The sequence below is a fragment of the Glaciecola sp. XM2 genome, from assembly GCF_018595715.1.
GTDB lineage: Bacteria > Pseudomonadota > Gammaproteobacteria > Enterobacterales > Alteromonadaceae > Glaciecola.
In genome coordinates this window covers 268,591-295,001 of the sequence record NZ_JAHEOJ010000025.1, presented here as the reverse complement: position 1 = coordinate 295,001, position 26,411 = coordinate 268,591, and the positions used below count along the sequence as shown (strand labels likewise).

The following is a 26,411-nucleotide window of genomic DNA, read 5'->3' as shown; positions in this document are numbered from 1 at the left end:
ACAAAGAAAGCGAAAAGCGGTTATATTTTGTACGATATGTTTCTATCGACAAGGCGTAAAGTGTGTTATGTTTAATGTTGAAGGCATCTGATTTCGCACCTTTTAGGCACAAACGCGCACAAATAAACCATTTTTGGTTTTGTGCACTATAAATTTCAGTGGATGGAACGTTTAAACGCCCTATATGACATTGTCAGATTATTTTGTACCCGCATATTTTGCGGCAACAATTTCGATAAGTTGTTTAATAGCACTGCTAGTGCTAATTAGCGGTATCAGGCAACAGCGCACTGAATATAACGTTTTAGCCATCCTCTCTTCGCTTGTCGCGCTTTATCAATATATGTCAATGCGCTATCACTTATCCACCGACGTCGACACCGCGCTATACTGGCTAAACCTTCAAACTTATGTCGTGATATGTTTGCGGCCTATTTACTTTTATGCCTTTGCCCGCTGGGCTAGATTACCGAACCTAAATATATGGACGGCAGTTATCGGCGCAGCGTCATTTATACTTGTGCTGGTCAATTTTTTCTCCGAATATACCATGCGTTTTTCAGCTATTGACGAGTTGCGTATGGTCGAGCTGTGGAATGGAGAGTCTATCGGTTTGTTGTCTGGACCGTCCTCTGCAGCAGGAGTGCTAGCGCACGTATTGTCCGCTTTCGTGCTTGTATTGATGGTTTTTACTGCAAGACGTTTTTTTCGCACGGGTAATAAACGTCTCGCAATATTATTGGCAGCGGTTTTGGTGTTCCAGTTTGTGGCGTCTTTTGCAAGCTATCTAATTGATGAAGGCATTTTAAATTTTATCTACCTTGCGGTGCTACCACTCATCGCATTAAATGTAGGAGTGTGCGCTCTTGCTGCCTATGAATTTCGTAATCAGGCCTCTCGTTATGACCAACTACATGCTAAAACTGAAGCACTAGAGCACGCTATCTCTGAGCTTGCAAAGGGTGCCAATATTTCGCAGCGTGACAATTATTACTACCAAATGCTCAAAGGTTTGTACGAGCTTACCGGCGCTGCCTACATTTTTATTGGATTAAAAGATACACAGACAAATGATGCAATTGTGAACGTTAAGGCAGTGATTCACAATGGCGTAGAGGTAGACAACTTCTCATATGCACTAAAAGACACGCCTTGTGAGAATGTATTTAATTTCGATACCTGTGTTTATCGTACAGGTGTACAAAGTCAGTTTCCAAAAGACGAAATGCTTGTAGATATGCATATCGACGGTTATGTGGGTACACCTCTAATTGCTGCTGATGGCGAGTTGATTGGGTTGCTTGTCATGTTAGACGTGAAGCCGCTTAAACTCGACAACCAAATTTTAGAAGCGATGAAAATTTTTGCCTCACGGGCTTGCTCGGAGATTCAGCGAGATGCGGTTGAACAGAAGCTGCGTCATATGGCGTATGTTGATCATGCATCCGGTTTGGCAAACAAAGCACGTTTGTTTGAGGTGTTAAATGACACTTTTAGTCAACGAGAACAAGACCAGTATGAAGCCTTGCTTATGCTTATTGATATAGACCGTTTTACGCAAATCAATTCAGATTTTGGGTACGATGCGGGTGAGCATGTTTTACTAGAGCTTGGCACGCGTCTCAACCATTATAAACACGATAATGTATTTTTTGCTCGAAGTGGTGCAGATGAGTTTGCGGCTGTATTTTACCGTACTGAAGCTGAATCAAATGCATTCTTAGAGCAGCAATGGGAATCGATTCGTACGATTTTAAGGCGTCCAATTCATGTAGATTCCCAAAGCATTCGAGTAGACTTTAGCGTCGGCGCGGTGATGTTTCCGCAGCAAACAGGCAGAAAGTATGATGTGATTCAGTGTGCTGAAAGTGCATTGCTACAGGCAAAACAAAAAGGACGCGGCACTGCAGTTATGTTTGAGATGCAGTTGCTTGACCTTATTGAAAGGCGCCAGCACATAGATTCTCAATTGCGCGCGGCACTTTATGACGACGCCCAACTTTCGATGGCTTATCAACCAAAAACCGACCAACACGGGCATTTATTGGCAGTAGAAGCATTGTTGCGTTGGCATCATCCACAACTTGGCAATGTTAGGCCAGACGAGTTCATTCCAATCGCAGAGCGCACCGAGCTCATCGTAGACTTGGGCGACTGGGTGATCAAAACGGTTTGTGCACAACTTTGTCAATGGAAAGACGAGGGTTTTGCTTGCAAGGTGGCTATCAACATTTCTGCGGCGCAATTTTTACGCAGAGACTTCGCCGATTTTGTCTTCGAGCAACTCACAGCATTTGGTCTACAGCCACACGACATCGAGCTTGAAATAACAGAGTACGGGCTGCTAAACGATGTTGAGCGGGCAATAGAAACCCTTAGAGCTCTGCGAAATGGCGGCGTGACCATTGCGCTAGACGATTTTGGTACGGGGTATTCTTCACTTTCTTATTTACGTGAGCTTCCCCTAGACGTACTAAAAATTGATAAATCGTTCGTAGATAAAATCAATGAAGACAGCGCAGCCCAACTCATAAAAACCATCATTGCGATCGGTCAGCAGCAGTCTCTTACCATTGTTGCTGAGGGCACCGAAACCAAAGAGCAGGTCCAACTGCTCGCAAAGATGGGATGTGATAGCTTTCAAGGTTATTACTTTAGTAAGCCAATCGATGGCAAAGCTATTCCAGGGTGGAAGTTTGAGCAGGTTGGATAGCGCTCCCCTTGATGGTTTTGACTCTCTTGCAGGCTGAATGGCCTCACGAAGAAAATAGATATGAAGCTGTTCGTGTTCATTGTATTGATGCAACGCGTCGCTTAGTTAAAAAAACCGGCGTGTGCCGGTTTTTTGTTTTCTGACTCACTAAATCTCAGCTGCCAACTCAGCCCCTTGCCTTATAGCGCGCTTCGCATCTAGCTCTGCAGCAACATCAGCGCCGCCTATGATATGGGTTTTAAAACCAGCGCTTTGTATAGCGTCTGCAAGCTCTTTAAAAGGCTCTTGGCCTGCGCAAATCACAATGTTGTCGACTTTTAAGGTTTTTGGTTCGTTACCAATCAAGATGTGCAAGCCATCGTCATCAATTTTTTCATAGCTGACGCCCGCGAGCATTTGTACTTTATGATTTTGCAGTGATGCACGGTGGATCCAGCCGGTGGTTTTGCCTAGGCCTTTGCCGACTTTTGTGGCTTTGCGTTGCAGTAAAAATACCTCTCGGCTTGGGGTAACATCTTCTTTCATTTGCAGCGCGCCAGGCTGTTGATACTCCTTATCAATACCCCAATGATGAAGCCAAGCGTCTAAGTTGGTGGTCAAGTGTTTATCTTCTACCAAATATTCCGACACATCAAAACCAATGCCGCCGGCGCCGATGACGGCAACGCGCTTACCAACAGGCTTGTGGTCGCGAAGTACGTCGAGGTAGCTCATAACGCTTGGGTGTTCGATACCTTTTATCGCAGGTGTACGAGGCTTGATGCCGGTCGCAATAATCACTTCGTCAAATCCCTCGTCGCTTAGTACGGAGGTATCTACTTTTGTGTTTAGGTGTAGCTTGACTCCGGTAAGCTCAATTTGTTTTTGATAGTAACGCAAGGTCTCGTAAAACTCTTCTTTGCCAGGAATTTGCTTAGCGTAGTTGAACTGCCCACCAATTTCACTGGCCTGATCATATAAGTGCACACTGTGACCGCGTCCTGCAGCATAGGTTGCAAATGCAAGCCCTGCAGGGCCTGCACCCACCACCGCGAGTTTTTTAGGATTAGCGACACTTTTAAAAATAAGCTCGGTTTCGTAACATGCCTGCGGGTTCACAAGGCAACTTGCACGCTTTTGCTCAAAGGCGTGATCTAAACAAGCTTGATTGCATGCAATACAGGTATTAATTTCATCAGAGGCATTACGCATGGCCTTGGCGACAAAGTCTGCATCGGCTAGAAATGGCCGTGCCATCGATACCATATCAGCATGACCCTGAGCGAGCACCGACTCTGCGACTTCTGGCGTGTTAATGCGGTTGGTGGTAATAAGGGGAATAGATACTTCACTTTTCATGCGCTGCGTAATCCACGTAAACGCGGCGCGCGGCACTGACGTTGCGATAGTCGGGACTCTCGCCTCATGCCACCCTATTCCGGTGTTGATAAGGGTTGCGCCCGCTTTTTCTATTTCTTTGGCTAGGTATACCACTTCATCCCATGGCGCGCCGCCTTCCACCAAGTCGAGCATCGACAAGCGATAGATAATAATGAACTCTGGACCAACGCGCTTTCGGGTTTGTTCAACGATTTCAACTGCAAGACGTGCCCGATTCTCTAGGCTTCCACCAAACTCATCGTCTCTAAAATTAGTACGCTCGCAAAAAAATTGGTTAATTAAGTATCCTTCAGAACCCATAATTTCGACGCCATCGTAACCAGCGCTTTTGGCATAGTTAGCGCACTCGGCGTAGTCTTTAATGGTATTTCGAATGCCGCGCGCCGACAGCGCTTTTGGCTTAAATGGCGTAATGGGTGATTTGGCATCTGAGGCAGACACCGCCAAAGGATGATAGCCGTAGCGACCGGAATGCAGAATTTGCATGCAAATTTTGCCGCCCTCTGCATGCACCGCTTCGGTGATCACGCGATGTTTTTTAGCATGGCGAGCATTGCTCATGCGCCCTGCAAATGGCGCAACCCACCCGGCGATGTTTGGCGCAATGCCGCCGGTCACAATTAAACCTACACCACCGCGTGCTCTGGCGGCATAAAAAGCAGCGAGCTTGTCAAACCCACCTTTTTCTTCTTCTAAACCGAGGTGCATTGACCCCATCAGAGTTCGATTTTTAATGGTCGTAAAGCCTAAATCGAGTGGACGGAGTAAGTTTTCAAATGCTGTCGCTGACATAGTTTTAACCTAGTTGAATGCATCGCGCCCCAATCGATTCGGGCTTAACTGCATCATTCAAAACAAATAGAAGAGATATGACCTTTACGGTTAAGTATAAACACTAGCACAAAAGTAGCGCAACGATGTTGCTTTGCGCTACTTATTTGAGTCATTCTCGCTGTAAACTTGGGCGCCGCCTATCCAGCAAGTTTGTACCTCAAAAGTATCTGTGAGCACAACAAAGTCGGCGCGCGCTCCCACCGAAAGCGTGCCGCGATCAGCTAGTTTTGCCACACGAGCGGGCGTTGCGCTAGCCATCTTCAAGGCATCGCAAATCGCTTGTGTAGAACTCTCATGGCTAGAAGAAATGACTTGATGCATGTTTCTCACAGACGTTGCCATATCAATACAAGAGCCGGCAATACTGCCGTCTTCCAGCGTGAGTTTGTCACCTTGTCGCGTGATCAAAGACTTTTGCCATTTCAAGATCTGCAAATCGCTACCCGTATGCGCCATTGAATCTGTGACTAGCATCAGACGGTCGGGGCCAAGGCATTGGTAGGCGAGCTTGCAGTTTTGTTTATGCACATGATGAAAATCGACAATAAGGCCGGCGCTTACACTATTTTCACTCAAGGCCGCTGAAATCATGCCTGGTGAGCGTGCGCTTAAGCCCGACATGGCATTAAATAGATGGGTAAAACAATGCGCTCCCGCCTCAATGGCCGCAAGTACGGTATCGATATCAGCATTTGAGTGCCCCAGTGACACTACTATGCCTTGCTTGACCAAGTCAGCAATCACATCTGGGCTGACATTTTCGGGTGCCAGGGTGAGCAACACACTGCCCATGTCTTTGCGCGTGATGATAGACAGTTCACTATCTTTAATCGGCCTTACATGCTTCGCTGGGTGAATGCCTTTTTTGCCTTGGCTTAAATACGGCCCTTCAAAGTGAATTCCAGCAATCCCCGGTGTATCTTGCGAGATAGCTTGGGCTACGGCGTTGGCGGCTTGCTCCATCTTTGCATGGCTGTCGGTAATCAGGGTAGGTAGCATGGCGGTTGTGCCATAGCGGGTATGTCCTTTCACCATGGTTTTAAGCGTGTTGTGATCAGGATGGTCGTTAAATAGCGCTCCACCGCCACCATTTACCTGAACATCAACAAAACCAGCGCTTACCAGACCGTTGAGCTCAACATCCGCCGGCGCGTCACTTTCGCTCGCTGGCTTGATGGCGGTAATGTATCCATCTAGCACTTGGATATGCATGTTGTCGCTCAGGGCGTGGCCATCAAATAACTGCGTTGCAAAAAATGTTTTCACGGTGCCGCTGGCTCACATGGACGGGTGCTAAAAGCAAAGCCATTGGGGCTATTTTTATCTTTTTGCACTATAAGGACTTCATCTTCGGTGATAAACACCACTCGTTGTTCAGGTGTGTTGTTACAGTGAGAGTATTTAAAGGCCTCAAAGTTATATACAAACGAGGCAATCATGGAGTCAAAGAAGTAAGTGCTATCTTCAACCGCCTCTGCGACTTCGTCTTCTTGTTTTGCCTGCCCGCTAGCCAGTTCAATAGTGAACCCATTTTCCAAATCTTCATTTGGTGCGACCGATGGCATGCTTTCGTTGTTTAACTTCGCATTTAACTGTTCAGTCAATACGGCCTTTGCGTTAAGTAACTCTTGGCGGTCTTCATCTGCTAAATCAGTGCGCGCAAGTTGAGTTTCAATTTCACTTAGACCTAGTTGAGCTATTTTTATCTGCGTTTCATCGGGGAAGGTAATATTGATGCCAAAGCCATCGACTTCGTTCATATTAAATTGACTACTATACCAATCAATAGATGCAGTAATCGTCATGATAACCGGCGCTAGCAGTATGAGTCGAATAACTACAAATGCAGTAGGAAAGGCTTCTTTTACCTTTACACTTTTTCCCACTAATCTAATAAGGCGCAAAAAGCTTACAAGCAGCTTACCGACATTGACCAATCCAAAAATCGTCACCATGGCAATAATGCTAAACATCATCAACCACAGCGGCAGCATTAACAATGTAGTTAGCGCTTGGGTGTGATAAAGAAAGGTAGGGTCGGCCTGAATGACCATGTTTACTTTTTGCGACGCTAAGGCCAGCGTAAAATTGGCAATAGCTGCATAGGTGACTAACATCACCAATCGCCCAAAGGTGGATTCCCATACTTTGATGAAAATCGCCCATAACTCTCGCGTCATGCCAATAAGGGCTAAAGTACCAACAATCCAAAAATCCATGGAAGGGTTCGCTTCGTCGTAATCGACCATAAAATATAAAACCAGGGCAATGACATAGATGATTTGATTTGTATGGAGTTTTGACCAGCTTGAACGCCAAGTGCCGCGCCACGCTTTTAGCTTTTGCATAAGTGAAGGCGACGATGGTGTAAATTCAGCATCATCTACATGTTCAATTTGCTTTTGGTCTGCCGGTGGGCTTTGTTCTTGATTTTCCGACAACGTGTTTGCTCCCTCGATAATGTTAGATGCGCAGCTGCAAGGCTATAGCCGAATATTTGTGCCAATTGCTTAGGGGCGTAATCCTTGATTACTTATACTCAAGCATTGCATGAATTGCAATGAACGATAATGACAAAAAAGTACCTTTACTAGCACATTGACTCTGCTTGAGAGGCCTTTTAAATGGTAATTTTAGGGAAGATACAGTGCGTCAAAGCGATAATAAAGAACAATCGTTCTTCATTTGTTAGTCTTTGCTAAATGAATACAAAAAACGATACTGAAAGTTTTCCTACTTAACGCCTGTCTTGTTAGCAAGGTCATTCATTAGGCGAAATTTTATGGTTTATAGGTTTTTTTCAGTGTCGTTGCTAGGTGCTTTATTGTTGTTGTCGGGGTAAGGCTATGCGCAGCTATCGGCCTATGATTCGATGTATTTTCCTACTACGCAATCGTTAGAAGGGTCTCGTTCAGCGCCGCACTTTTATTCCATTGTAAAAGTCGGATTTGGTCAGCGTGCGCAAGAGGCAATATGAATGCGATGAGCTTTGCTATATCAATTGTACAACAGCCAGAGATGGTATTGGACAGTCACATCTACTAAAGCATTAGATGTGAGCGCCATCGACCCCTTCAGTTGGGTCTGCCTGACAAAAGAAGGGTAGCGCTTTGTGAATACTTTCTTGGTCAGAGGCAACAATAATCTCTTTTGTTTGCTCTTTTAACCACATAAGGCCGGGGTCTTTGTCTTGGCGCTTGTGCCAATACATATTGGCGGTAGTGGGGGGGATTTTGACCGGCGAATGGGTTGCTGTGATGCGACCTTCTTGCAGATCCTTACTTATGGCTCCAAGAGGCGCTACCGCAATTAAGTTGCTCTGCTCTAGCATCGGCCCGAGCAACGAGAATTGATTGACGGTTGCCGCAATACGGCGAGTCAAACCTTGTTGTGCGAGCACTTCATCGGTAAAGCCAAAGGTATCACCTGAAAGTGACACTAACAAATGGTCGGCTGCCGCAAATTCCTCTAACGTGATATTTTTTTTTGCCAAGGTGTGCCCTTTTCTCATGGCGCATGCATAAGTAGGTTGAAATAAAAACTCTGATCGCACCGAGCCAGGCGTCAAGCTCGCCGCCCCAATTACTAAGTCAACGTTGGCAGATTCTAGGACTTCCACCGTGTTAACAATGGTGTAGGGCACAAGATGGATATTAATTCCCGGAGCGAGCGCTTCGATGCGTTTGCGCAAAGGAACCATTAACATTTGCGCCACTATATCGGCTAACGCGATACGAAAAGTGCGTTGTGCGGTAGCAGGCGTAAAATCACTAGGTCTAATAAAGCCGCTCAAATCGCTGATAGGCTGCTTAACTTGTGCCCACATATTTTCTGCTTTTAGTGTCGGTTTTATGTTGCGCCCCGCTTTCACAAACAGTTCATCTTTCCACGCCACTCGCATGCGACTCACTGCGTTCGATACGGCCGGTTGGGTCATGGAGAGCCTGTCAGCGGCTCGGCTAATGCTTCCCTCGGTCATAATCGCGTCAAATATTATCAGTAAATTTAATTCGTGCGGGCGCATCTTCATTCCTCAGTATCTATCGTCCACACTATCCTAATACATCATATTTAAAAATGTAACGTGTGCGTTCATATAAACATGTTTATATTTTAAATAGCGGTCAACGTCACGCCTCATGCTGCACAAGGGCGTTTAGTCATAAGTGGCGGTGCTATTTATTAGGTGATTTATCATTAGATATTTATTGACCTGACGATGAAATATATTTGCTGTTCAAAGCAATAAGTTGGCGTTATGTTGCGCGTCTGTCATAACCTATGGATGCATAATATGAAACGTTTAATTGGTGCGATGATAATAGGATTAGCATTTACCGCTATAGCGGATGATAAGCCTGTTGCCGATCTTGAATTGATTTTAGATCTTAAACAGTTCTGTGAAGATATCGCTGAGAGCGAGGGTACTGATGGTAAACCTTTGCCTGAGTTCTTGCTAGCATGCGTGAACGAAGAGCTAGAGTTAGAAGGTTTTCAAGCCATTACCAAACTCCCTGAATAACGGCTAGTGAAGCGTCGTGAGCAATTGCGACGCTTACTCATTAAAGGCGAGCCCTAACTGATGAATTAACTCATCTAGCAAGGGGTGGCGACCTTCCTTCATGCATACCATGTATGTTTTTAAAACCGGTGGTGACACCATTTCTGATTGCTCTTCAAGTAGCGCAATGTCGAGCGTGCTCGCAAGTCGTTCAGGTAACATCACTATCCCGCCTTTAGCCCTCATTTGTTTAAGCGCCATGCTTACCGAATTCGTGCGAAAGTGTGCCGTCTTGGCCTGTGGGTAATGACTAAAAAAACTTAATGAGGCTTCGGTGCACCATTCAACATGCAAGTAGTTTTCTGGCGTGACACTTTGCGTATGAGGTGTATCAGAAAAAAGCTTCAAGGGCTCTGTTCTCAGTAAAATATTCTCAATATCTGAAGACTTTAAAGGCTCGTGAGTAAATGCGACTTCAATGGTGCGCTCATGTAACTGCCGCGATAGCTGCTCTCCACTTAATATTTCAAGTTTCACTGAGGCGTTTGGGAGTCGGGTGGTTAAGGCATCGCGTAATTCGCCGTGTATCACTTCTGATGAGTTTGCGCTTAGACCACATGCGATAAACGCAACGTCCTCTTGTGCTAAAGCCAGTCGTGCTTGCTTTAAGGTATTTTCAATACTCAAGGCGTAGGGTACTAATGATTCACCTGCAGGGGTTAACTGGATCCCGTTCCTAACGCGGGTGAATAACAGTGTGTTGAAGGATTCTTCGAGGTGTTTGATGCGAGCGCTGACGGCAGCTGGCGTTAAATACAGATTCTCAGCAGCTTTGCCAAAATGTCGCGTTTTTGAAACTTCTAAAAACGTGCTTAGAAACCTAATGTCCACAATTCACCCCTAATGCGGTTATATGACCGCATCATTCATGCTTGTGACGTTAAGTGCAAGCAAAATAAACATGAAAAGCAGCGCGCTTGATGACGCGCTGCTTTTTGGTATTACGCGCGTTTATCGAAACGTTCGAAGCTTGACTTTGGTTTCGGCAGGTTGCTGGCCTTTTTGCCTTTTTGCTGCTTATTGCTTGAAGTGGCGTAAGCTGGTTCATCGTCAAAGCCGTAGTCTTTTTTATTAAAGCGAAAATCTTTACTCATGGTCCTGTTCTCAAACATACTGAGGATATTGTGATTGCTCGAAGGTATATCTCCGGCATCTTCTAATATCGAGGATTTTGGCAATAAAACAATCAAATTATTTTTTATATGAAAACAAAAACTATTTGACGTGGGAGCATCGTGCTTGCGCACAACAAAAATCGAGAACTTAAAAAGATGCGTAGTAAAGGGTATTCTTTGTAAAAGATTTATGGTGAGTGCTAAAAGCACTGTGACTTTACATGCAAAGTAAATACGCATAGTCTGCTAACAAAACAAACAATAATAACGACAAACGGAGTTCCCCCTATGAAAACATCTGTATTAGACAGATGCCAAACCCTTAGTTTGGTTACCTTGCTCAGTGTCAGCGCGGCTGCGACGGGCCTTGCAAATGCTCAAGAAGTACCTATCGTGCAGCCCGGAGCACCCGGGCAGGCGTCTAAAACCCTAACCGCCCAAGATGCGGTGAAAATCGCAGATACTAGCTACACCCGCGACGATGTGATGTTCATGCAAAATATGATTCCGCATCATGGTCAAGCAGTGGACATGGCGGTTTTGGTAGAAGACCGCACCAACAATAAAGATATTATTGAAATTGCGGGGCGTATCCGCAAGTCACAAGCAGACGAAATTGCGTTTATGCAAGACTGGCTAGAATCACGTGGTGAAAATGCTGATATTCCTCAGGGTATGCACATGGACCATAACCATATGGGCATGGCCACTACTGCGCAAATGGCTGAGCTAGCGCTCGCTGAAGGCACTGAATTTGACCGTCAATTCTTAACGCTTATGATCCCCCATCATGAGGGCGCGGTGCGTATGGCGGAGAATTTACTAGATCAGTCGGGCTCTGCTTATGACCCGATTCTGTATGATTTTGTTAACGATATTGTTAACGACCAGCAGACTGAAATTACCCGCATGAATGGTTTGCTTACCGGCCTTTCGACGGATCCGAGAGTAGGTTTGAGCGCAGGGCTAAGAGATGCGGGAGAAGCGTCGATGAACATGCGTTTGGTCAACACGCAAGGCCGTCCAAATGGATTCTTTGACCCTGAAAACCCATCTAATCTGCCTCCTATTAAACCAGCACAAGAGCCAGAAGCAATCGATGAAGAGACGACAGCAGAAGCCGAAGAGACAGGCGAGGAAGTTGCCCAGCGCGGTGATGATGACGGTGATGTAAAAACTGAGTGGGGCGAGCGCTGGCCTTTATTGAGCTTCTGGAATACTGATATCGCATTTTCGGGCGATGTATTAGTGGCTGGTAACTATCACGGTTTCAACGTTTACAAATTAGATTCAGAAGGTGTACCACAGCTCAACAGCTCGATTGTTTGCCCAGGTGGACAGGGTGACGTGTCGATAGTAGGCGATTTACTGATTATGTCTGTTGAGCAGACCCGCGGTCGCATCGATTGTGGCCTGCAAGGCGTCAGTGACGATGTGAGTGATGAGCGTTTTCGTGGCTTAAGAATTTTTGATATCTCAGATTTGAGCTTACCAAAGCAAGTTGGACTTGTGCAAACTTGTCGTGGCTCGCACACACACTCTATTGTATCTGCCGACGATAAAACTATCGTTGTTTACAATTCAGGTACCGCGGGCGTAAGAGATGAAGAAGAGTTAGCCGGCTGTATTGGCAATGTGCCAGGGGATGAGCGTACCGCGCTGTTTCGTATTGACGTCATTGAAATTCCTGTAAAAGATCCCGCTAAGGCAAGAATAACATCCAGCCCAGCGGTATTTGCTGACGAAGAAGGACGTGTTGCCGGGTTATGGCAAGGTGGCGATCATGGTGATGGCACGCAAAGTACGCGCCGCACTGATCAATGCCATGATATTACCGTATTCCCAGATTTAGAACTTGCTGCGGGAGCCTGCTCAGGTAATGGTATTCTGTTAGATATTTCCAACCCGTTAAAACCCAAACGTATTGATGATGTATCAGATCCAGGCTTTGCGTATTGGCATTCGGCTACGTTTAATAACGACGGCACGAAAGTGGTGTTTACAGATGAGTGGGGCGGCGGTACTCAACCACGCTGCCGTGCATCTGATCCAATGAACTGGGGCGCTAACGCTTTTTACTCCATCGAAGATGGTGAGCTGAGCTTTGAAAGCTACTACAAAATAGGCGCGCCACAATCTGAGCAAGAAAACTGTGTTGCACATAATGGCTCTGCGGTGCCGGTACCTGGGCGCGATATTTTTGTTCAAGCATGGTATCAAGGTGGTGTGTCGGTGATTGATTTTACCGATACCAGTAATCCTCAAGAAATTGCCTTCTTTGATCGCGGCCCTATCCATGACGAGCGTATGGTGATTGGCGGATATTGGTCAACGTATTGGTATAACGGCAAGATTTACGGCACTGAAATTATCCGTGGTCTCGATGTGATGGAGCTTCAAACCAGTGAGTTTTTGACTGAAAATGAACTGGCAGCTGCATTAATTGCTGATATGGGCGACACCTTTAACCCGCAGCAGCAGTTCCAAGTGACTTGGCCTGCTGAACCGGTGGTTGCCTTAGCTTATCTTGACCAGTTTGCACGTGATGGTGGTTTAGACACGTCGGTGCACGAGCAGGTTAAACAAATGATGGACGCTGCACAAACCATGCTCAACAGTGGTGAAACTGATCGTGGTTTCTCTAGAGACTTAGCGAAGTTAGCCAAGTCCCTAAAAGCAAATAACACCGACCATAATGCACTCAAACGTGTTAAAGGTTTACGTGACACCCTAGAGGATATTGCAAAGCGTATTCGTTAGTTGCTCCATTGAAAATCAAGCGCCCATGGTAAACCTTGGGCGCTTTTCTAATGCCATTTTTTTGCGCGATACATTAGTTAGCAAGGTTCAGCGATTTGCTCACAGGCTCACCATTGAGAGTTTGTGACATACCGATAGATAAATGCGCGCACATATAGCGTTTTTCTTAACCCAATGATATTTTCATTCATGCCTGATATGGTATATATAGATTTCAATCGCGAATACTAAGGGCGTATATGGCAATTAGATGGGGTAATTACAAAGTCAAAAATCTGCACGATGAACTTATCCGTGCAGCCGGAAAGCCACGAGACTATGCTCATCAGTTATGTGAATACCTAAAAGGACTCACCGACAAAGAGGTCAATGAATTAAAGGCCGCAGCAGATTCTGCTATTCACGTCATGGGCATTACTTTTCGTGTATACAATGATGAAGAAGGCTCTGTTGACCGTGCTTGGCCCTTTGACATTATTCCGCGATTGATTGATAAAAAAGAGTGGGACGTGATTGATAATGGACTGAAGCAGCGTGTTAAAGCGCTGAATATGTTTATTGACGATTTATACAACGACCAACGTATCATTAAAGATGGCATTGTACCGGCCAGCTTACTTAAAAAATCAAAGAATTTTTTACCAGAATGCCAGGGTTTTAGCCCGCCGTACGGGGTTTGGGCGCATATTTGCGGTTCTGATCTCGTTCGTGATAACCAGGGCACGGTATATGTATTAGAAGATAACTTACGTGTGCCTTCTGGTGTATCTTACATGCTTGAAAACCGACATGTAATGAAACGCGTCTTCCCTGAAATGTTTGCCAAATACAGCATCATGCCGGTAGATGATTACCCATCGCAGCTTTATAACATGCTTGCCGATATTTCCCCTCGCAAAATTGAAGAGCCAGAAATTGTGGTGCTTACCCCGGGCATTTATAACTCAGCCTATTTTGAGCATGCGTACTTGGCGCAGCAAATGGGCGCTGAGTTAGTCGTGGGCAGCGATTTGGTGGTGCAAGATGATGATTGCGTATATATGCGTACTATTAATGGCTTAACCAGAGTTGATGTGATTTATCGTCGGGTGGATGATTGGTTTGTTGATCCTGAGGCATTTCACCCCGATTCGATGTTAGGTGTACCGGGTCTTATTCGCGCGTGGAAGGCCGGGAACGTTGGCCTTGCTAATGCGCCTGGATCGGGCGTGGCTGATGATAAAGTCGTGTATGCCTATGTACCTAAAATCATTGAATATTACTTACAAGAAGAAGCCATTCTGCCTAATGTGCCCACCTATAAATGCAACAACAAAAAAGAGCGCGAATATGTGCTCGAAAACATTGCAGATATGGTAGTTAAACCCGCCAATGAGTCGGGTGGATACGGCATGTTAATTGGCCCACATGCGACAAAAAGCGAGCATGAAAAATTTCGTAAATTAATCAAAAGCGATCCTCGTAACTACGTAGCCCAGCCTATGCTGATGCTATCGACCGCGCCGACCATGGTGGGGACGAAAGTAGAGCCAAGACATCTAGATTTAAGGCCCTTTATCTTAAGCAGTAAAGAAATCAATGTGACCATGGGTGGTTTGACACGTGTTGCCATGACCAAAGGTTCAATGGTCGTAAATTCCTCTCAAGGCGGTGGCAGTAAAGATACATGGATTGTGGATATGGAGGACGATCAATGAGCATGTTATCCAGAGTCGCAAACAACTTGTATTGGCTGGCGAGGTATTTAGAGCGAGCAGAGAACACGGCTCGTTTAATCAATGTGAATTCGCATCTATTGCTGGACTTGCCCACCCGAGTAAAATTAGGTTGGGAGCCCATCGTCGATATCTTGTCTTTTCGCACTATGTTTTACGAAAGGTACGATAACGCAGATGAAAAAAGCGTTATTCGTTTCATGGTAGTGGATGAAAATAATCCTGGCTCTATCATGAGCGCATTAGATGCCGCGCGTGAAAATGCGCGAACGGTCAAAGAAATTTTGCCACAAGAAGCATGGGAGCAGCTCAATGAGCTGTACTGGTTTGTGACGGACAATAAGGCAGACGTTTTTACGCGTCGCAGCCGGTATGATTTTTTGAGAAAAATCATTCAGGCAAACCAATCGATTACTGGATTGTTCAGCGGCACTATGACCCATGATGATGGCTATGACTTTTTGCGTATTGGCCGAAATTTAGAGCGCGCGGATATGTCTACACGCATTATCGATGTGCGCTCAGCGTCGCTGCTAACTAATATAGACGATGATTCTTCTGCATTTAGCAATATACAATGGATGAGCGTGCTCAAATCGATGTCGGCCTATCAGATGTACAGGCGTCAAGTTAGAATGCGCATCACTCGCGAGGATGTACTTGAGTTTTTGCTGCTTGAGTCACGTTTTCCGCGCTCCTTGTTGCATGCACTAGAGCAAGTGGAATACTCGTTATCGCAACTGCCGAATAATAAATCGGCCATCGATAAAACGCGTCAGCTACGTAATTACTTGATGAACGCAAGACCGGCAAAGCTGGTGCAAGAAAAGTTACATGAGTTTATTGATGATATTCAGCTAGGTTTAATTGAAATAGATACTAAACTGTATGACAGCTATTTCTAATGTACCTATGTAAGCGTATTTTCAATTACCTAGGTATGCCGATCAGGAGCGTTATGCTTTGAAAACCTTTGCATGCACATGCAAAAATACCCTGCACTTCCCTAATACTGAGTGTGTCAAGTGCCATTCGATGTTAGGGTTTTTGCCAGACGAATTGTCGTTAGCTCCAATAAAAGAAGTGGCGCCGGGCATGTATCGTACTGATACAAGTAACCACCTTTATCGAAAGTGTCGAAATTACGCCGAGCTCGACGTCTGCAATTGGATGGTGCGTGATGATGATAGCCATTCTCTTTGCCAATCTTGCCGTTTGACAGAGACCATCCCGAATTTAAACGATCCAAAAAACTTACGTTTGTGGTTTTTGATGGAAGAGGCTAAGCGCCGACTGTTGTATTCGATTTTTAAGCTCGATTTGCCGGTGGTCAGCAAGCAAGAAAACCAAGTTAGCGGTTTGGGCTTTGCGTTCCTTGAAGATGTCACGCAAGACGCCTTTGGTAATGAGTTAACCATAAAAAGTTATGTGACAACTGGCCATCAGAGCGGCTTGATCACCATAAACTTAAATGAGGCTGACCCGTCAACGCGTATTGAAATGCGCGAAAAAATGCAGGAGCAATATCGTACCCTATTAGGGCATTTCAGGCATGAATCGGGGCATTATTTTTGGGACTGTTTAATTAAAAATAGTGCATACCTTGAGGAGTTCAGGCGACTATTTGGCGATGAACGTATTGATTATCAGCATGCTATGCAAAGTTACTATAGCAATGGACCGGCCGCTGATTGGCAAAATGTTTGGATAAGCGCCTACGCCAGCATGCATCCTTGGGAAGATTGGGCAGAAACATGGGCGCACTACCTACACATGGTCGATACCCTTGAGACTGCCAATCAATTTGAATTTAGCATTGCTGGTAGTCCATTGAGTAATCCTTTGGTGGCCCATGAACACGACAACGCCTTGCTTACAGAAACCAACTTTACGCGCCTGTTTGACGATTGGTGTCGCCTTACCCGCGCGCTAAATGCACTTAATCGAAGCATGGGCCTAGATGATGCGTATCCGTTTGTTATTTCATTGTCGGCGCTGAATAAACTTCGCTTTGTTCATAAAGTGATTGAGAGTGAAGCGCTTAGCAGTAAATAGATGATACTGCTAAGACTTTTCTTTTTCCCATTCAAAGCGAGGAAGGCGTTTGAACGCCCGTTTTAGCCCTTCGTTCCATTGTTTTTGTAAAGATTTATAGAACGTTGAATTAACGCTATATGTATTGTAGTAAGGGCCATCAAAGTCATTGTAGGTATGAATTGCCATTTCTATAGGAGGGCCTACAGAAATATTACTTCGAATGGTCGAATCTAATGAAACGAGTGCGCATCGAGCGGCATCCTCTAAAGTGGTGTTCGGTGCAATAATGCGATCGAGAATAGGTTTGCCGTACTTGTTTTCGCCAATTTGCAAGTAAGGCGTTTCGATAGAGGCTTTAATGTAATTCCCTTGTGGATAGACATGAAAAATTTCACAATCTTGCCCTTTAATTTGACCACCGACGATAAAGCTTGATTCAGCACTCATGTTGCTTTTTTTCATTGCCCCTTCGTATTTGGTTTGTTGAGCTTGACTCAGTTCACCCACATAATCTGCAACTTCATGTAAATGTTTGGCTTTAAGCAGATTAAAGCTGGCCTCTGTGTCTTCTAAATCGGTGGTAATGCGGTTTATCACAGATTGCGATGTTGCCAAACTACCAGAGGTTAGAATATAAATGCTGCGATTGTTTGGATATATGAAGTTAAACATTTTACTGTGGCTTGCAACGTAATCTACGCCCGCATTGGTGCGTGAATCTGAGGCGAAAACCATCCCTTTATTCACATTAATAGCTAAACAATATGTCAATTTTTAATCCTCATGGGATGTGAGTAAACCGGTATGTGCGAAGTGTAGCAAGTTGTTGCAAATTTCCTAGTAGATAAGCGCGTCATAACAATATTAATAGTGATTAACGACTGTCACGCATCAACGTGTTCAAAGCATCTTGCGCACGTTTAGGATGATTCAAATCAACGGTTTCAATCATCTCGCATTCATCTGCGATCATTTCTGATATTAAACTTGGATATTGTCGACAGTCATCGGGTCTATCAAGATAGATACCACAGGTATAGCGGGTAGGCGACGTGGGATATCGAGGTTTTTCTATTTCTAGAAACGGGCAACGACTGAGCTTTTCGCCTGATTGTGGATCGAACCAAATTTTTTCGTCTTTAACATAGGCATAAATGTCTGGGTTAAAAAGCTCCCACAAACGCAGTTCCTCGTGGGTGGCATTAAGCCCACCATCACCGTATTTAATACAGCATTTTCCACATTGATTACATTCTTTCACAGATGACCAAATCTTGTAAGCGAGCTAATCTCACTTGGGAAGTTTGTCGTATGATAGAACAATATTGAACAAGGTGGAAACAATCAAAATGACGCCCTATAAAATCGCCATAGTTGCGGTATTGTTGCCGCTTTTAACGGTGCACACGACGTTAACGATTTCAATTTTGTTTGGTAATTTGGAGTATTGCTTACCTTACTGGTCGCAGTGTCACTCCATTAGCGCTACGGGACGTCAATATCCTGAGTTTTTTGTGTTTAAAGCACTGATGATCCCCACCGCCATTTTTATGCTCGCTTATTGGCTCATCTTACGGGTGTGGCTCAAACAAATCAGTAATGGCCGCATTGGCACTAGGCTTATCACGGGTTTGGGCGTGATAGCGTCATGTGCACTCATTATTTATACGGTAACCCTTGGCGCGGTAGGTGAGCCTTACGCACTGGCCCGGCGCATTGGGGTTATCTTTTACTTTGCGTTTTCATCATTTGGCCATTTACTTTTGTTGCGTAAATTGCAGTTAGTCGATTGCAAAGCGCTTTGCATTGAGGGCGAACAAAAAGCTCTCGTTTATATATGCGCGGCCCTTGTTATATCGGGTATTTTAAGCGCTATCGCAGGGTTTTATTGGGAAGGCTGGGACAACTGGGAGAACGCTTATGAGTGGTGGTTTTCATTATTCATGATTTCGCTCTTTTATTTGGTCGCTAGAATGTGGAACACCACTGGCTTTCAAATAACGTTTCATCTCGCGCGTGACTAACCGCATCGGTTGGCTATTGATAACTGAGCGCTCAAAACATCACAAATAAAAATGTATTTCATATGAAAGCATAATTATTTTTATCCGGTCTTGTATTTTAAGATGAACACAACTTAAAGACAAAGCGGAAACGTCGCCATGCAATTACATAACTTTACCAAAACAGCTCTTAAAATTATCAGCGGCTCTTTCACTGCGTTAATGATGTTTGCGTTGCTAGCAGGGCAGTCTGCTCACGCGACATCCGCGGTCATCGAGACAAAAGATATTCGTCAAGCAACTATTCAGGTGCAACACATTAATAGAGCAGTATCGTTATTGATGCACTTAGAGCAAGACCTTGCAGACGCGAAAGCACAACTAGCGATTATCGACGAAGGTTATCAGAAAGGCGATTTTTCTAGCGAAGAGGTATTTATCGCTGCGGTGATTTATTTCGATATTGAAAACACCTTAAACGATACCCGCACACAAGTGGCGAAAAACCTCACAAACATGAGTGACGTTGATGCTAAATACGCAACTCAGGCCCTTTCGCAAACCCAGTTTTAAACGTGCAAACACTCTCCCTAGTGTGACCATTAAAGTTGCTCCCTTTCAAGCTGACTTTATTGCCTTCTATTGTGATAGAAGGCTTTTTTTTGCGCCCTAAACAATAAGAGGTAACCGTCATCAACAAACAAGTTTATCTTGTTGTAAGGCCTTACAATTTTCAGGTTTGCGCGCGTCGGTGATGCTGTTAACCTTTAGTTAATCTCTACGGGGCACGCCTTCGTATATACAATATCTAACGGGTATAACTTTCATGTTCACTTGTCATGAGCGTTATACAAATACTCATTTCTAAAAACAATAAAAAGGTAAATCGGTATGAAAACAGTCCTTACACGTGGTGCTTTATGCACTTTGGTGGCAGGCTCCATTATGGCGTGTCAGCCAGCGGTTGAAGAGCAGCAAGCTGCAGAGCAAGAGCAAACTATGCAAACACTAACTTATCCGAGCACCCGCAAAGGCGATGTAGTCGATACGTATTTTGGCCAAGAAGTGGCAGATCCTTATCGTTGGCTCGAAGATGATCGAAGTGAAGAGACTGGCGCATGGGTTGATGCGCAAAATGTGGTCACCCAAAACTACCTGTCACAGATCACCTACCGAGGCGAAATTGCCGAAGTGGTCAGAAACTTAATCAACTACGAGCGTGTTTCTGCGCCTTTCACAGAAGGCGAATATACCTATTTTTATAAAAACGATGGCTTACAAAACCAAAGTGTTGTGTATCGTCAAAAAGGTGATGGCGAGCCAGAAGTATTCCTCGACCCGAACAAGTTTAGTGACGATGGTACCATATCGCTCGCGGCTCTAGCATTCTCCGATGACGGCTCATTGGCAGCTTACCAAACATCTACCGGTGGCAGTGATTGGCGTCAGGTATACGTAATCAACACCGAGACCATGGAGCAAGTGGGCGAGCCACTTCAAGACGTTAAGTTCAGTGGGTTGTCTTGGTACAAGAATGAAGGCTTTTACTACTCAAGCTACGACAAGCCAGAAGGCTCTGAGTTAAGTGAAAAAACTGACCAGCATAAGCTTTACTATCATGTGGTGGACACTGCTCAAGCCGAGGACGTTAAGGTGTTTGGTCATACCGAAGAAGAAAAGCACCGTTACGTTGGTGCACAAGTCAGTGAAGACAATCGGTTTTTAATGGTGTCTGCAGCGGTCACGACTTCTGGTAATCGCGCCTTTGTCAAAGATTTGAGCGACCCACAAAGTACCTTTAAGCTTGTCAAAGAAGACGTATCAACTGACGTACGCTTGCTCACCACAAAAGACGATACTTTGTATCTTGTGACCAATCATGACGCGCCAAATACTCGCATAGTATCGGTGAATGCTAGCGCGCCTGATGTGGCAAATTGGCAAGACGTGATCCCCGAGACCGAAAATGTACTGGTGCCAAGCACCGCTGGCGGCTTTATTTTTGCCGAATACATACAAGATGCTATCTCAAAAGTGTATCAATATACCTTAGATGGCGAGCAAGTGCGTGCAATCGAACTGCCAGGTATTGGCAATGCAGGTAGCTTTGCTGCAAAAGCCGATGCCACACAAACTTACTTTACGTTTGCAAACTACACCACACCAACTACCATCTTCAGCCTTGATATTAAAAGCGGTGAATCATCGGTATTCAATGCGCCAGCAATCAACTTTGATGGTAGTCAGTATGTCTCTGAGCAGGTGTTTTATACTTCAAAAGACGGCACACGCGTGCCAATGATCATTACGCATCATAAAGATACTGAGTTAAACGGTAAAAACCCTACATTGTTGTATGGCTACGGCGGTTTTAACGTTAGCCTAATGCCTAGCTTTAGTTCAACGGTCGCAGCTTGGTTAGAGTTAGGCGGCGTATATGCGGTCGCTAATATTCGTGGCGGCGGTGAATACGGCAAAGAGTGGCACCAAGCGGCGATTCAAATGAAGCGTCAAAACGCCTTTGATGACTTTATTGCAGCCGGCGAGTACCTCATTGCACAGAACTACACCAGCAGTCAGTATCTAGCAATACGCGGTGGTTCAAATGGCGGTTTATTAGTAGGCGCGGTGGCTAACCAACGCCCTGACTTGGCGCAGGTTGCGTTGCCGGCCGTAGGCGTTATGGATATGTTGCGTTATCATACCTTTACGGCAGGAGCGGGTTGGGCCTATGATTATGGAACTGCAGAACAAAGCGAAGAGATGTTTGAGTATTTAAAAGGGTATTCGCCACTTCATAATATTCGTGCGACTGAATATCCGGCCATTATGGTGACTACCGCTGATAGAGATGATCGCGTAGTACCTGCGCATTCATTCAAATATGCAGCGACCTTGCAAGAGTTTCAACAAGGTAGCAACCCAACTCTGATCCGTATCGAAAAAGATGCTGGTCATGGTGCCGGTACGCCAGTGAGTAAAACCATAGAACAATTTGCCGACTTATATGGGTTCACATTGTGGAACATGGGTATTAGAAGCCTCGATACCCCTGCACAATAAACAGCTCATCAATTAAGTGATACTAAATAACCGAACGCCTTGTTTTGAGAGGCGTTCGGTTTTATGTTTATATAGGCCTGAGTTTTTAACCAAACACATAATAATGATAATGACGGAGCTTCCTAGATGGTAAATATTCCTTTTAAACATTCGCTGTTAGCGGCAACAATTGCACTGAGTAGCGTTGCAGCCTCAGCTAATACTTTCGAAATTGAACATCTTCCTAAATTGATAAATGCCGGTAATGTGACGGTATCTAATGATGGTAACTTCACCGTATATACCGTTTCCCAGCCAAGAGATATCCTAGCGGGTGATAAAGACGGTACGCCCGACACCCATCTTTACTTAATCCGCGGTGACGGGGCTGCCAGCAAGTTTATTACGGCCGCTGGTGGTGTATCGGCGTTGCAATTCAGTCAAGACGGCAAAACCTTGTATTTTAAATCAAAGCGTGATGATGACAAAAACACCTCGCTTTATTCCATATCGCTAAACGGCGGCGAAGCGGTCAAGCAGTTTGAGTTTGAAACAAGCATTGGCGATTATGCCGTGAGCCCCGACAACAGTACGCTGTATTTTGTCGCAAACGAAAAAGACGATGCCGAGGATCTAAAAGACAAAGGTTTTAAAGCCTACGCTTATGAAGAAGACCAGCGCCTAGCATCTTTATGGACAGTGAATTTGCAAGACGCAGATGCACAAGCTAGTAAGCTTTTTTCAGGCGGCCATGTCTCTGATATTGAGCTGTCGGCCTCGGGCGAAACCTTAGTGGCAGCGGTTGCCCCTACCAACTTAATTGATGACTACTACATGCTCCGCGACCTTCATTTTCTAAATGTCACGTCAGGTGAGGTCATCTCTACTTTGGATATCCCTGGTAAATTAGGCACCTTTGAAATCTCACCTGATGGTGACCACCTTGCCTTTCTTGCCGGCACCGATGTACACGATACCTCTACTGGCGTGTTAATGGTGAGCAAGACCAATAGCGACAGTTTTGAGCAACTTACCAAAGATGCGTTGCAACATATTGTGGACATTGACTGGCTTGGCGATGACATTTTAGCCGTTGCACATCGCGGCGTGGAGACCGCATTGGTACTCTATGACACAGATGGAGACGAAAAACGCACTTACCAAACACCGGATGATATTGCTGTACGCAGTGCCGACGTTGGCGATGGCGAAATTCGTTTTATCGCAGATAGTCCCAAACATCCCCGTGAAGTATTTAGCGCTAAGCGTAATCGTACTGAAAAACTCTCCTCTCACAATGCATGGTTAGAAGAGCTCACACTATCTGAGCAAACTACCTTTACTTATACTGCAAGAGACGGTGAGACTATAGAAGGGCTATTAATCACGCCAAATGGCGACGCGCCAGAAGGTGGTTGGCCGCTTATTTTGACAGTTCACGGCGGCCCTGAAGCACATTATAGCGATGGCTGGATCACTCGTTACTCAGATGCCGGTCAGTTTGGTGCAGCAGATGGTTATGCAGTGTTCTATCCAAACTATCGAGGTTCTACTGGCCGCGGCGTTGCCTTTGCTAAAGAGCATCAGGACGATTACGCTGGTAAAGAGTTTAATGATCTGGTTGATGGTGTGGAAGCATTAGTTGAAGCAGGCATTGTAAACCGTGACCGCGTAGGTATTACAGGTGGTTCATATGGTGGCTATGCATCGATGTGGGGCGCTACCGCCTTAACGGAGCATTTTGCAGCGGCTGTCGCATTTGTGGGGATTTCTAATCAGGTATCAAAGTTTGGTACCAGCGATATTCCCAACGAAATGCATCTTGTTCACTCACTTAAATGGCCGTGGGAAGATAACTGGATGAACCTCATTGAGCGCTCTCCCATTTATCATGCTGGCAAGAGCACAACACCTACCTTGATCATGCACGGTGAGGAAGATACACGAGTCCATCCTTCACAATCGATGGAGCTATATCGCTCTATGAAAGTGCGCACCGAAACGCCAGTTCGCCTAGTGTTCTATCCAGGAGAAGGTCACGGTAACCGCAACGCGGCAGCCCAGTATGACTATTCTTTACGCTTTATGCGTTGGATGGATACTTACTTAGCTCCAGATGCCTCGCGTAATGATCCAATGCCTGTATTTGATTTGGATATGGGTGAGCGATTAAAAGCAAAAGATAGTGACGAATAACGCTATCTGACCAAAAGTATAGGTATCCCGCGATGATTGCGGGATACCGTTTTAACGTAATCAGCCTATACATTTAGCACCTTATCACGTGATTGTTTAGCCGATGCACTAGTACTGAAAAGCATCTAATTTAACTTATCATCCACCCAAAACCGCGTACCTTTGACCGTTGCTTGCAAGGCTAAGCCACTTTCGGTCATCGTATACACCGTTACATCGCCGTAATATGCTTCACCTTCAATCGATTTGCCTTTACTACCTGCTTTAGCCGCGGCATCTGCGTTGCCACCAAAGGTCCAGCCTTTTTCAACAAAATCACGCATGGCCTTTTCAGAGTGAAATACCATCACGATGCGATAGTCTTTAGCTCCCACGCCAAACCCAACGCCGCCCTCAGCCATATTCATATAGGTTTTCTTGCCGCTGATGCTGTCGTTAACCACGCCATATCCGGTTCCAGCGGCCACAATAAACAGGTTCACGTTGGCATTGGAGAACACGGCATAGCCTGGTGATGCGGCAAGCTCGGCTCTTGCCGCCGGTTTCTTTTCGTATAATTTAGTTAGGGTGTCTTGCTGCATTTCTAAGATAGCTGTGCGCTTTTCAGCGACCGTTCCATCGCCCATGGATGCGCACCCGCTAAGCAGCACAATGCCAATCCATGCCGCACTCAATTTCATTAAATTCATACCAAAATTCCTTTGATGTTAACGTGAAAACTCAATGTATCAGCAAAGCATCCCCTGGACCAGTATGGATAAATGGCTGACAGGGAGCCAAGCATATAGCGAGTTTATGACCGATAAATTAACGCCTTAGTTGCAATTAACGGTAACATAAGAAGGTTTTAATTCACTGACCGATAAGGACGCACGCTATATGAGTACCATGCAAGGCTTCAACTATCGCCAATTCATGCAAGAGTATTGGCAAAAAAAGCCCTGCGTGATCAAAGGTTTCATCCCAAATTTTGTCGATCCTTTAGATGAACATGATTTAGCGGGTCTTGCTCAAGAGAGTGAGGTTGATAGTCGATTGATTTCTCAACAAGGCGCAAACTGGCAAGTAACGCAAGGCCCCATTGACGATTTCGAACCTCTGTGCAAAGGTGCTTGGATACTGTTGGTGCAAGGCGTCGATAAATACATCGATGAAGTAAATATGTTAACCGACCAAGTCAGTGATATTCCGCATTGGCGCTTAGAAGATGTGATGGTGAGCTTTTCAAATGAAGGAGCTGGCGTGGGTGCTCACATAGATGAATATGATGTGATCATCGTGCAAGGTAAAGGTAGGCGACGTTGGCAGGTGGGCCTTCCCAGTCATTTTAATCAGCTCGTTACTCATCCTTTGCTCAAACAAATAGATGGGTTTGACGCGGTGATTGACCAAGAGCTTGCACCAGGAGATGCGATTTATATTCCGCCTAAACACCCTCACAATGGGGTGGCATTGACTGACTGCCTCAATTATTCGATTGGCTTTCGTGCACCCACAGACTTAGAGCTTCTCGCCGGTATTGTAGATGAATCAGAAGCTTTAGCTGCAAAGCAAACTCGCTATACCGACCCAGATCAGTTGGCATTGCGATGCGCCCAAGCGCCAGCTTCGCTGGTAAGCAACGGAGAGTTACAAGCCTTAACGCAGATGTTACAAAGATTATTGGAAAGTGAAGCTGGGCAACAAACCATTGTGCAGTATTTGTCGCGTCAGGCGCTACCGGAACTCGCTTGTGACGAGGAATATACGAAACGCGATACCTTATCTATATTGACTCAGTCTGCTGTACTGATACGCGCACCCGGTGTAAGACCAATTTTTAAAGAGAAAGCCAGCGACACATTCACCTTTTATATAGATGGAGGCGCGTTTGTCGCGCCCCAAGAGATAGCGGTATTAACTCAAGCATTTATCAGCGAAGAGGCCACGCACTTGCCATTAAACTTAACTAAGATACAAATGAGCTTAATGGCTGATTTATGTACCGAGCTTTTAAACGCGGGTTATTGGTATCTAGAAAACGCGTAAACCGTCAGCATCTAATATATCGTTGAC

At 45.2% G+C, this 26,411-nt stretch carries 20 protein-coding genes; 11 read left to right on the top strand and 9 right to left on the bottom strand.

From position 1 onward, the window contains the following. Positions 1–184 precede the first annotated feature (184 nt). Positions 185–2,713: an EAL domain-containing protein gene (locus KJ365_RS13350; protein WP_214452162.1), complete on the top strand. Its 2,529-nt coding sequence runs from the start codon at positions 185–187 to the stop codon at positions 2,711–2,713. 147 nt (positions 2,714–2,860) lie between these two features. Here the strand turns inward: KJ365_RS13350 and KJ365_RS13345 are convergent, their stop codons facing one another. The 4 genes from KJ365_RS13345 to KJ365_RS13330 form a co-directional block, all read right to left on the bottom strand. Next, positions 2,861–4,885: an NADPH-dependent 2,4-dienoyl-CoA reductase gene (locus KJ365_RS13345; RefSeq protein ID WP_214452161.1), complete on the bottom strand. Its 2,025-nt coding sequence runs from the start codon at positions 4,883–4,885 to the stop codon at positions 2,861–2,863. Positions 4,886–5,023: 138 nt separating this feature from the next. Further along, complete coding sequence (nagA, locus tag KJ365_RS13340; RefSeq protein WP_214452160.1) at positions 5,024–6,193, bottom strand: N-acetylglucosamine-6-phosphate deacetylase; 1,170 nt, start codon at positions 6,191–6,193, stop codon at positions 5,024–5,026. Next, entirely contained in the window at positions 6,190–7,368 is a 1,179-nt protein-coding gene (locus KJ365_RS13335; protein WP_214452159.1) for a hypothetical protein, read from the bottom strand. The genes nagA and KJ365_RS13335 overlap by 4 nt, the downstream gene beginning before the upstream one ends. Positions 7,369–7,976: 608 nt before the next feature. Continuing rightward, positions 7,977–8,951 (bottom strand): LysR family transcriptional regulator, encoded by a 975-nt coding sequence (locus tag KJ365_RS13330; protein ID WP_214452158.1) that lies wholly within the window; start codon positions 8,949–8,951, stop codon positions 7,977–7,979. A 270-nt stretch (positions 8,952–9,221) separates the two neighbouring features. On the opposite strand from KJ365_RS13330, the gene KJ365_RS13325 reads away from it, so the two are divergent. Further along, positions 9,222–9,449 carry a hypothetical protein gene (locus tag KJ365_RS13325; protein WP_214452157.1) on the top strand — a complete coding sequence of 76 codons (228 nt, stop codon included), beginning with the start codon at positions 9,222–9,224 and terminating at the stop codon, positions 9,447–9,449. Between the two features lie 33 nt (positions 9,450–9,482). On the opposite strand, the gene KJ365_RS13320 is transcribed toward KJ365_RS13325, so the two are convergent. Further along, entirely contained in the window at positions 9,483–10,319 is an 837-nt protein-coding gene (locus KJ365_RS13320; protein WP_214452156.1) for a LysR family transcriptional regulator, read from the bottom strand. A gap of 110 nt (positions 10,320–10,429) precedes the next feature. After that, entirely contained in the window at positions 10,430–10,582 is a 153-nt protein-coding gene (locus tag KJ365_RS13315) for a hypothetical protein (RefSeq protein ID WP_214452155.1), read from the bottom strand. A gap of 309 nt (positions 10,583–10,891) precedes the next feature. On the opposite strand from KJ365_RS13315, the gene KJ365_RS13310 reads away from it, so the two are divergent. The 4 genes from KJ365_RS13310 to KJ365_RS13295 all read left to right on the top strand — a co-directional run bounded on the left by KJ365_RS13310 (position 10,892) and on the right by KJ365_RS13295 (position 17,133). Then, on the top strand, positions 10,892–13,363 hold the full coding sequence (locus tag KJ365_RS13310) for a DUF305 domain-containing protein (RefSeq protein WP_214452154.1): 2,472 nt from the start codon (positions 10,892–10,894) through the stop codon (positions 13,361–13,363). A 239-nt stretch (positions 13,364–13,602) separates the two neighbouring features. Beyond that, on the top strand, positions 13,603–15,060 hold the full coding sequence (locus tag KJ365_RS13305; protein ID WP_214452153.1) for a circularly permuted type 2 ATP-grasp protein: 1,458 nt from the start codon (positions 13,603–13,605) through the stop codon (positions 15,058–15,060). Then, on the top strand, positions 15,057–15,983 hold the full coding sequence (locus KJ365_RS13300) for an alpha-E domain-containing protein (protein WP_250884220.1): 927 nt from the start codon (positions 15,057–15,059) through the stop codon (positions 15,981–15,983). Before KJ365_RS13305 ends, KJ365_RS13300 begins: the two co-directional genes overlap by 4 nt. Positions 15,984–16,041: 58 nt before the next feature. Beyond that, positions 16,042–17,133: a zinc-binding metallopeptidase family protein gene (locus KJ365_RS13295; RefSeq protein ID WP_214452152.1), complete on the top strand. Its 1,092-nt coding sequence runs from the start codon at positions 16,042–16,044 to the stop codon at positions 17,131–17,133. Between the two features lie 9 nt (positions 17,134–17,142). On the opposite strand, the gene KJ365_RS13290 is transcribed toward KJ365_RS13295, so the two are convergent. Both KJ365_RS13290 and KJ365_RS13285 read right to left on the bottom strand, forming a co-directional pair. Then, positions 17,143–17,886 carry a proteasome-type protease gene (locus tag KJ365_RS13290; RefSeq protein WP_214452151.1) on the bottom strand — a complete coding sequence of 248 codons (744 nt, stop codon included), beginning with the start codon at positions 17,884–17,886 and terminating at the stop codon, positions 17,143–17,145. Between the two features lie 103 nt (positions 17,887–17,989). Continuing rightward, positions 17,990–18,376, bottom strand: coding sequence for a YkgJ family cysteine cluster protein (locus KJ365_RS13285; protein WP_214452150.1), 387 nt, complete (start codon positions 18,374–18,376; stop codon positions 17,990–17,992). An 88-nt stretch (positions 18,377–18,464) separates the two neighbouring features. On the opposite strand from KJ365_RS13285, the gene KJ365_RS13280 reads away from it, so the two are divergent. From KJ365_RS13280 to KJ365_RS13265, 4 genes are all read left to right on the top strand, one after another. After that, positions 18,465–19,139: a hypothetical protein gene (locus KJ365_RS13280; RefSeq protein ID WP_214452149.1), complete on the top strand. Its 675-nt coding sequence runs from the start codon at positions 18,465–18,467 to the stop codon at positions 19,137–19,139. Positions 19,140–19,277: 138 nt separating this feature from the next. Beyond that, positions 19,278–19,691, top strand: coding sequence for a hypothetical protein (locus KJ365_RS13275; protein WP_214452148.1), 414 nt, complete (start codon positions 19,278–19,280; stop codon positions 19,689–19,691). 318 nt (positions 19,692–20,009) lie between these two features. Continuing rightward, positions 20,010–22,181: a prolyl oligopeptidase family serine peptidase gene (locus tag KJ365_RS13270; protein WP_214452147.1), complete on the top strand. Its 2,172-nt coding sequence runs from the start codon at positions 20,010–20,012 to the stop codon at positions 22,179–22,181. 126 nt (positions 22,182–22,307) lie between these two features. After that, complete coding sequence (locus KJ365_RS13265; RefSeq protein WP_214452146.1) at positions 22,308–24,356, top strand: S9 family peptidase; 2,049 nt, start codon at positions 22,308–22,310, stop codon at positions 24,354–24,356. A gap of 125 nt (positions 24,357–24,481) precedes the next feature. Here the strand turns inward: KJ365_RS13265 and KJ365_RS13260 are convergent, their stop codons facing one another. Beyond that, a complete protein-coding gene (locus KJ365_RS13260; protein ID WP_214452145.1) occupies positions 24,482–25,045 on the bottom strand; it encodes a lipid-binding SYLF domain-containing protein in 564 nt (187 codons plus the stop codon). Between the two features lie 190 nt (positions 25,046–25,235). On the opposite strand from KJ365_RS13260, the gene KJ365_RS13255 reads away from it, so the two are divergent. Then, the gene (locus KJ365_RS13255; RefSeq protein ID WP_250884219.1) at positions 25,236–26,384 is read left to right on the top strand and encodes a cupin domain-containing protein; all 1,149 of its coding nucleotides are present in this window, start codon (positions 25,236–25,238) and stop codon (positions 26,382–26,384) included. The last annotated feature ends 27 nt before the right edge of the window (positions 26,385–26,411 follow it).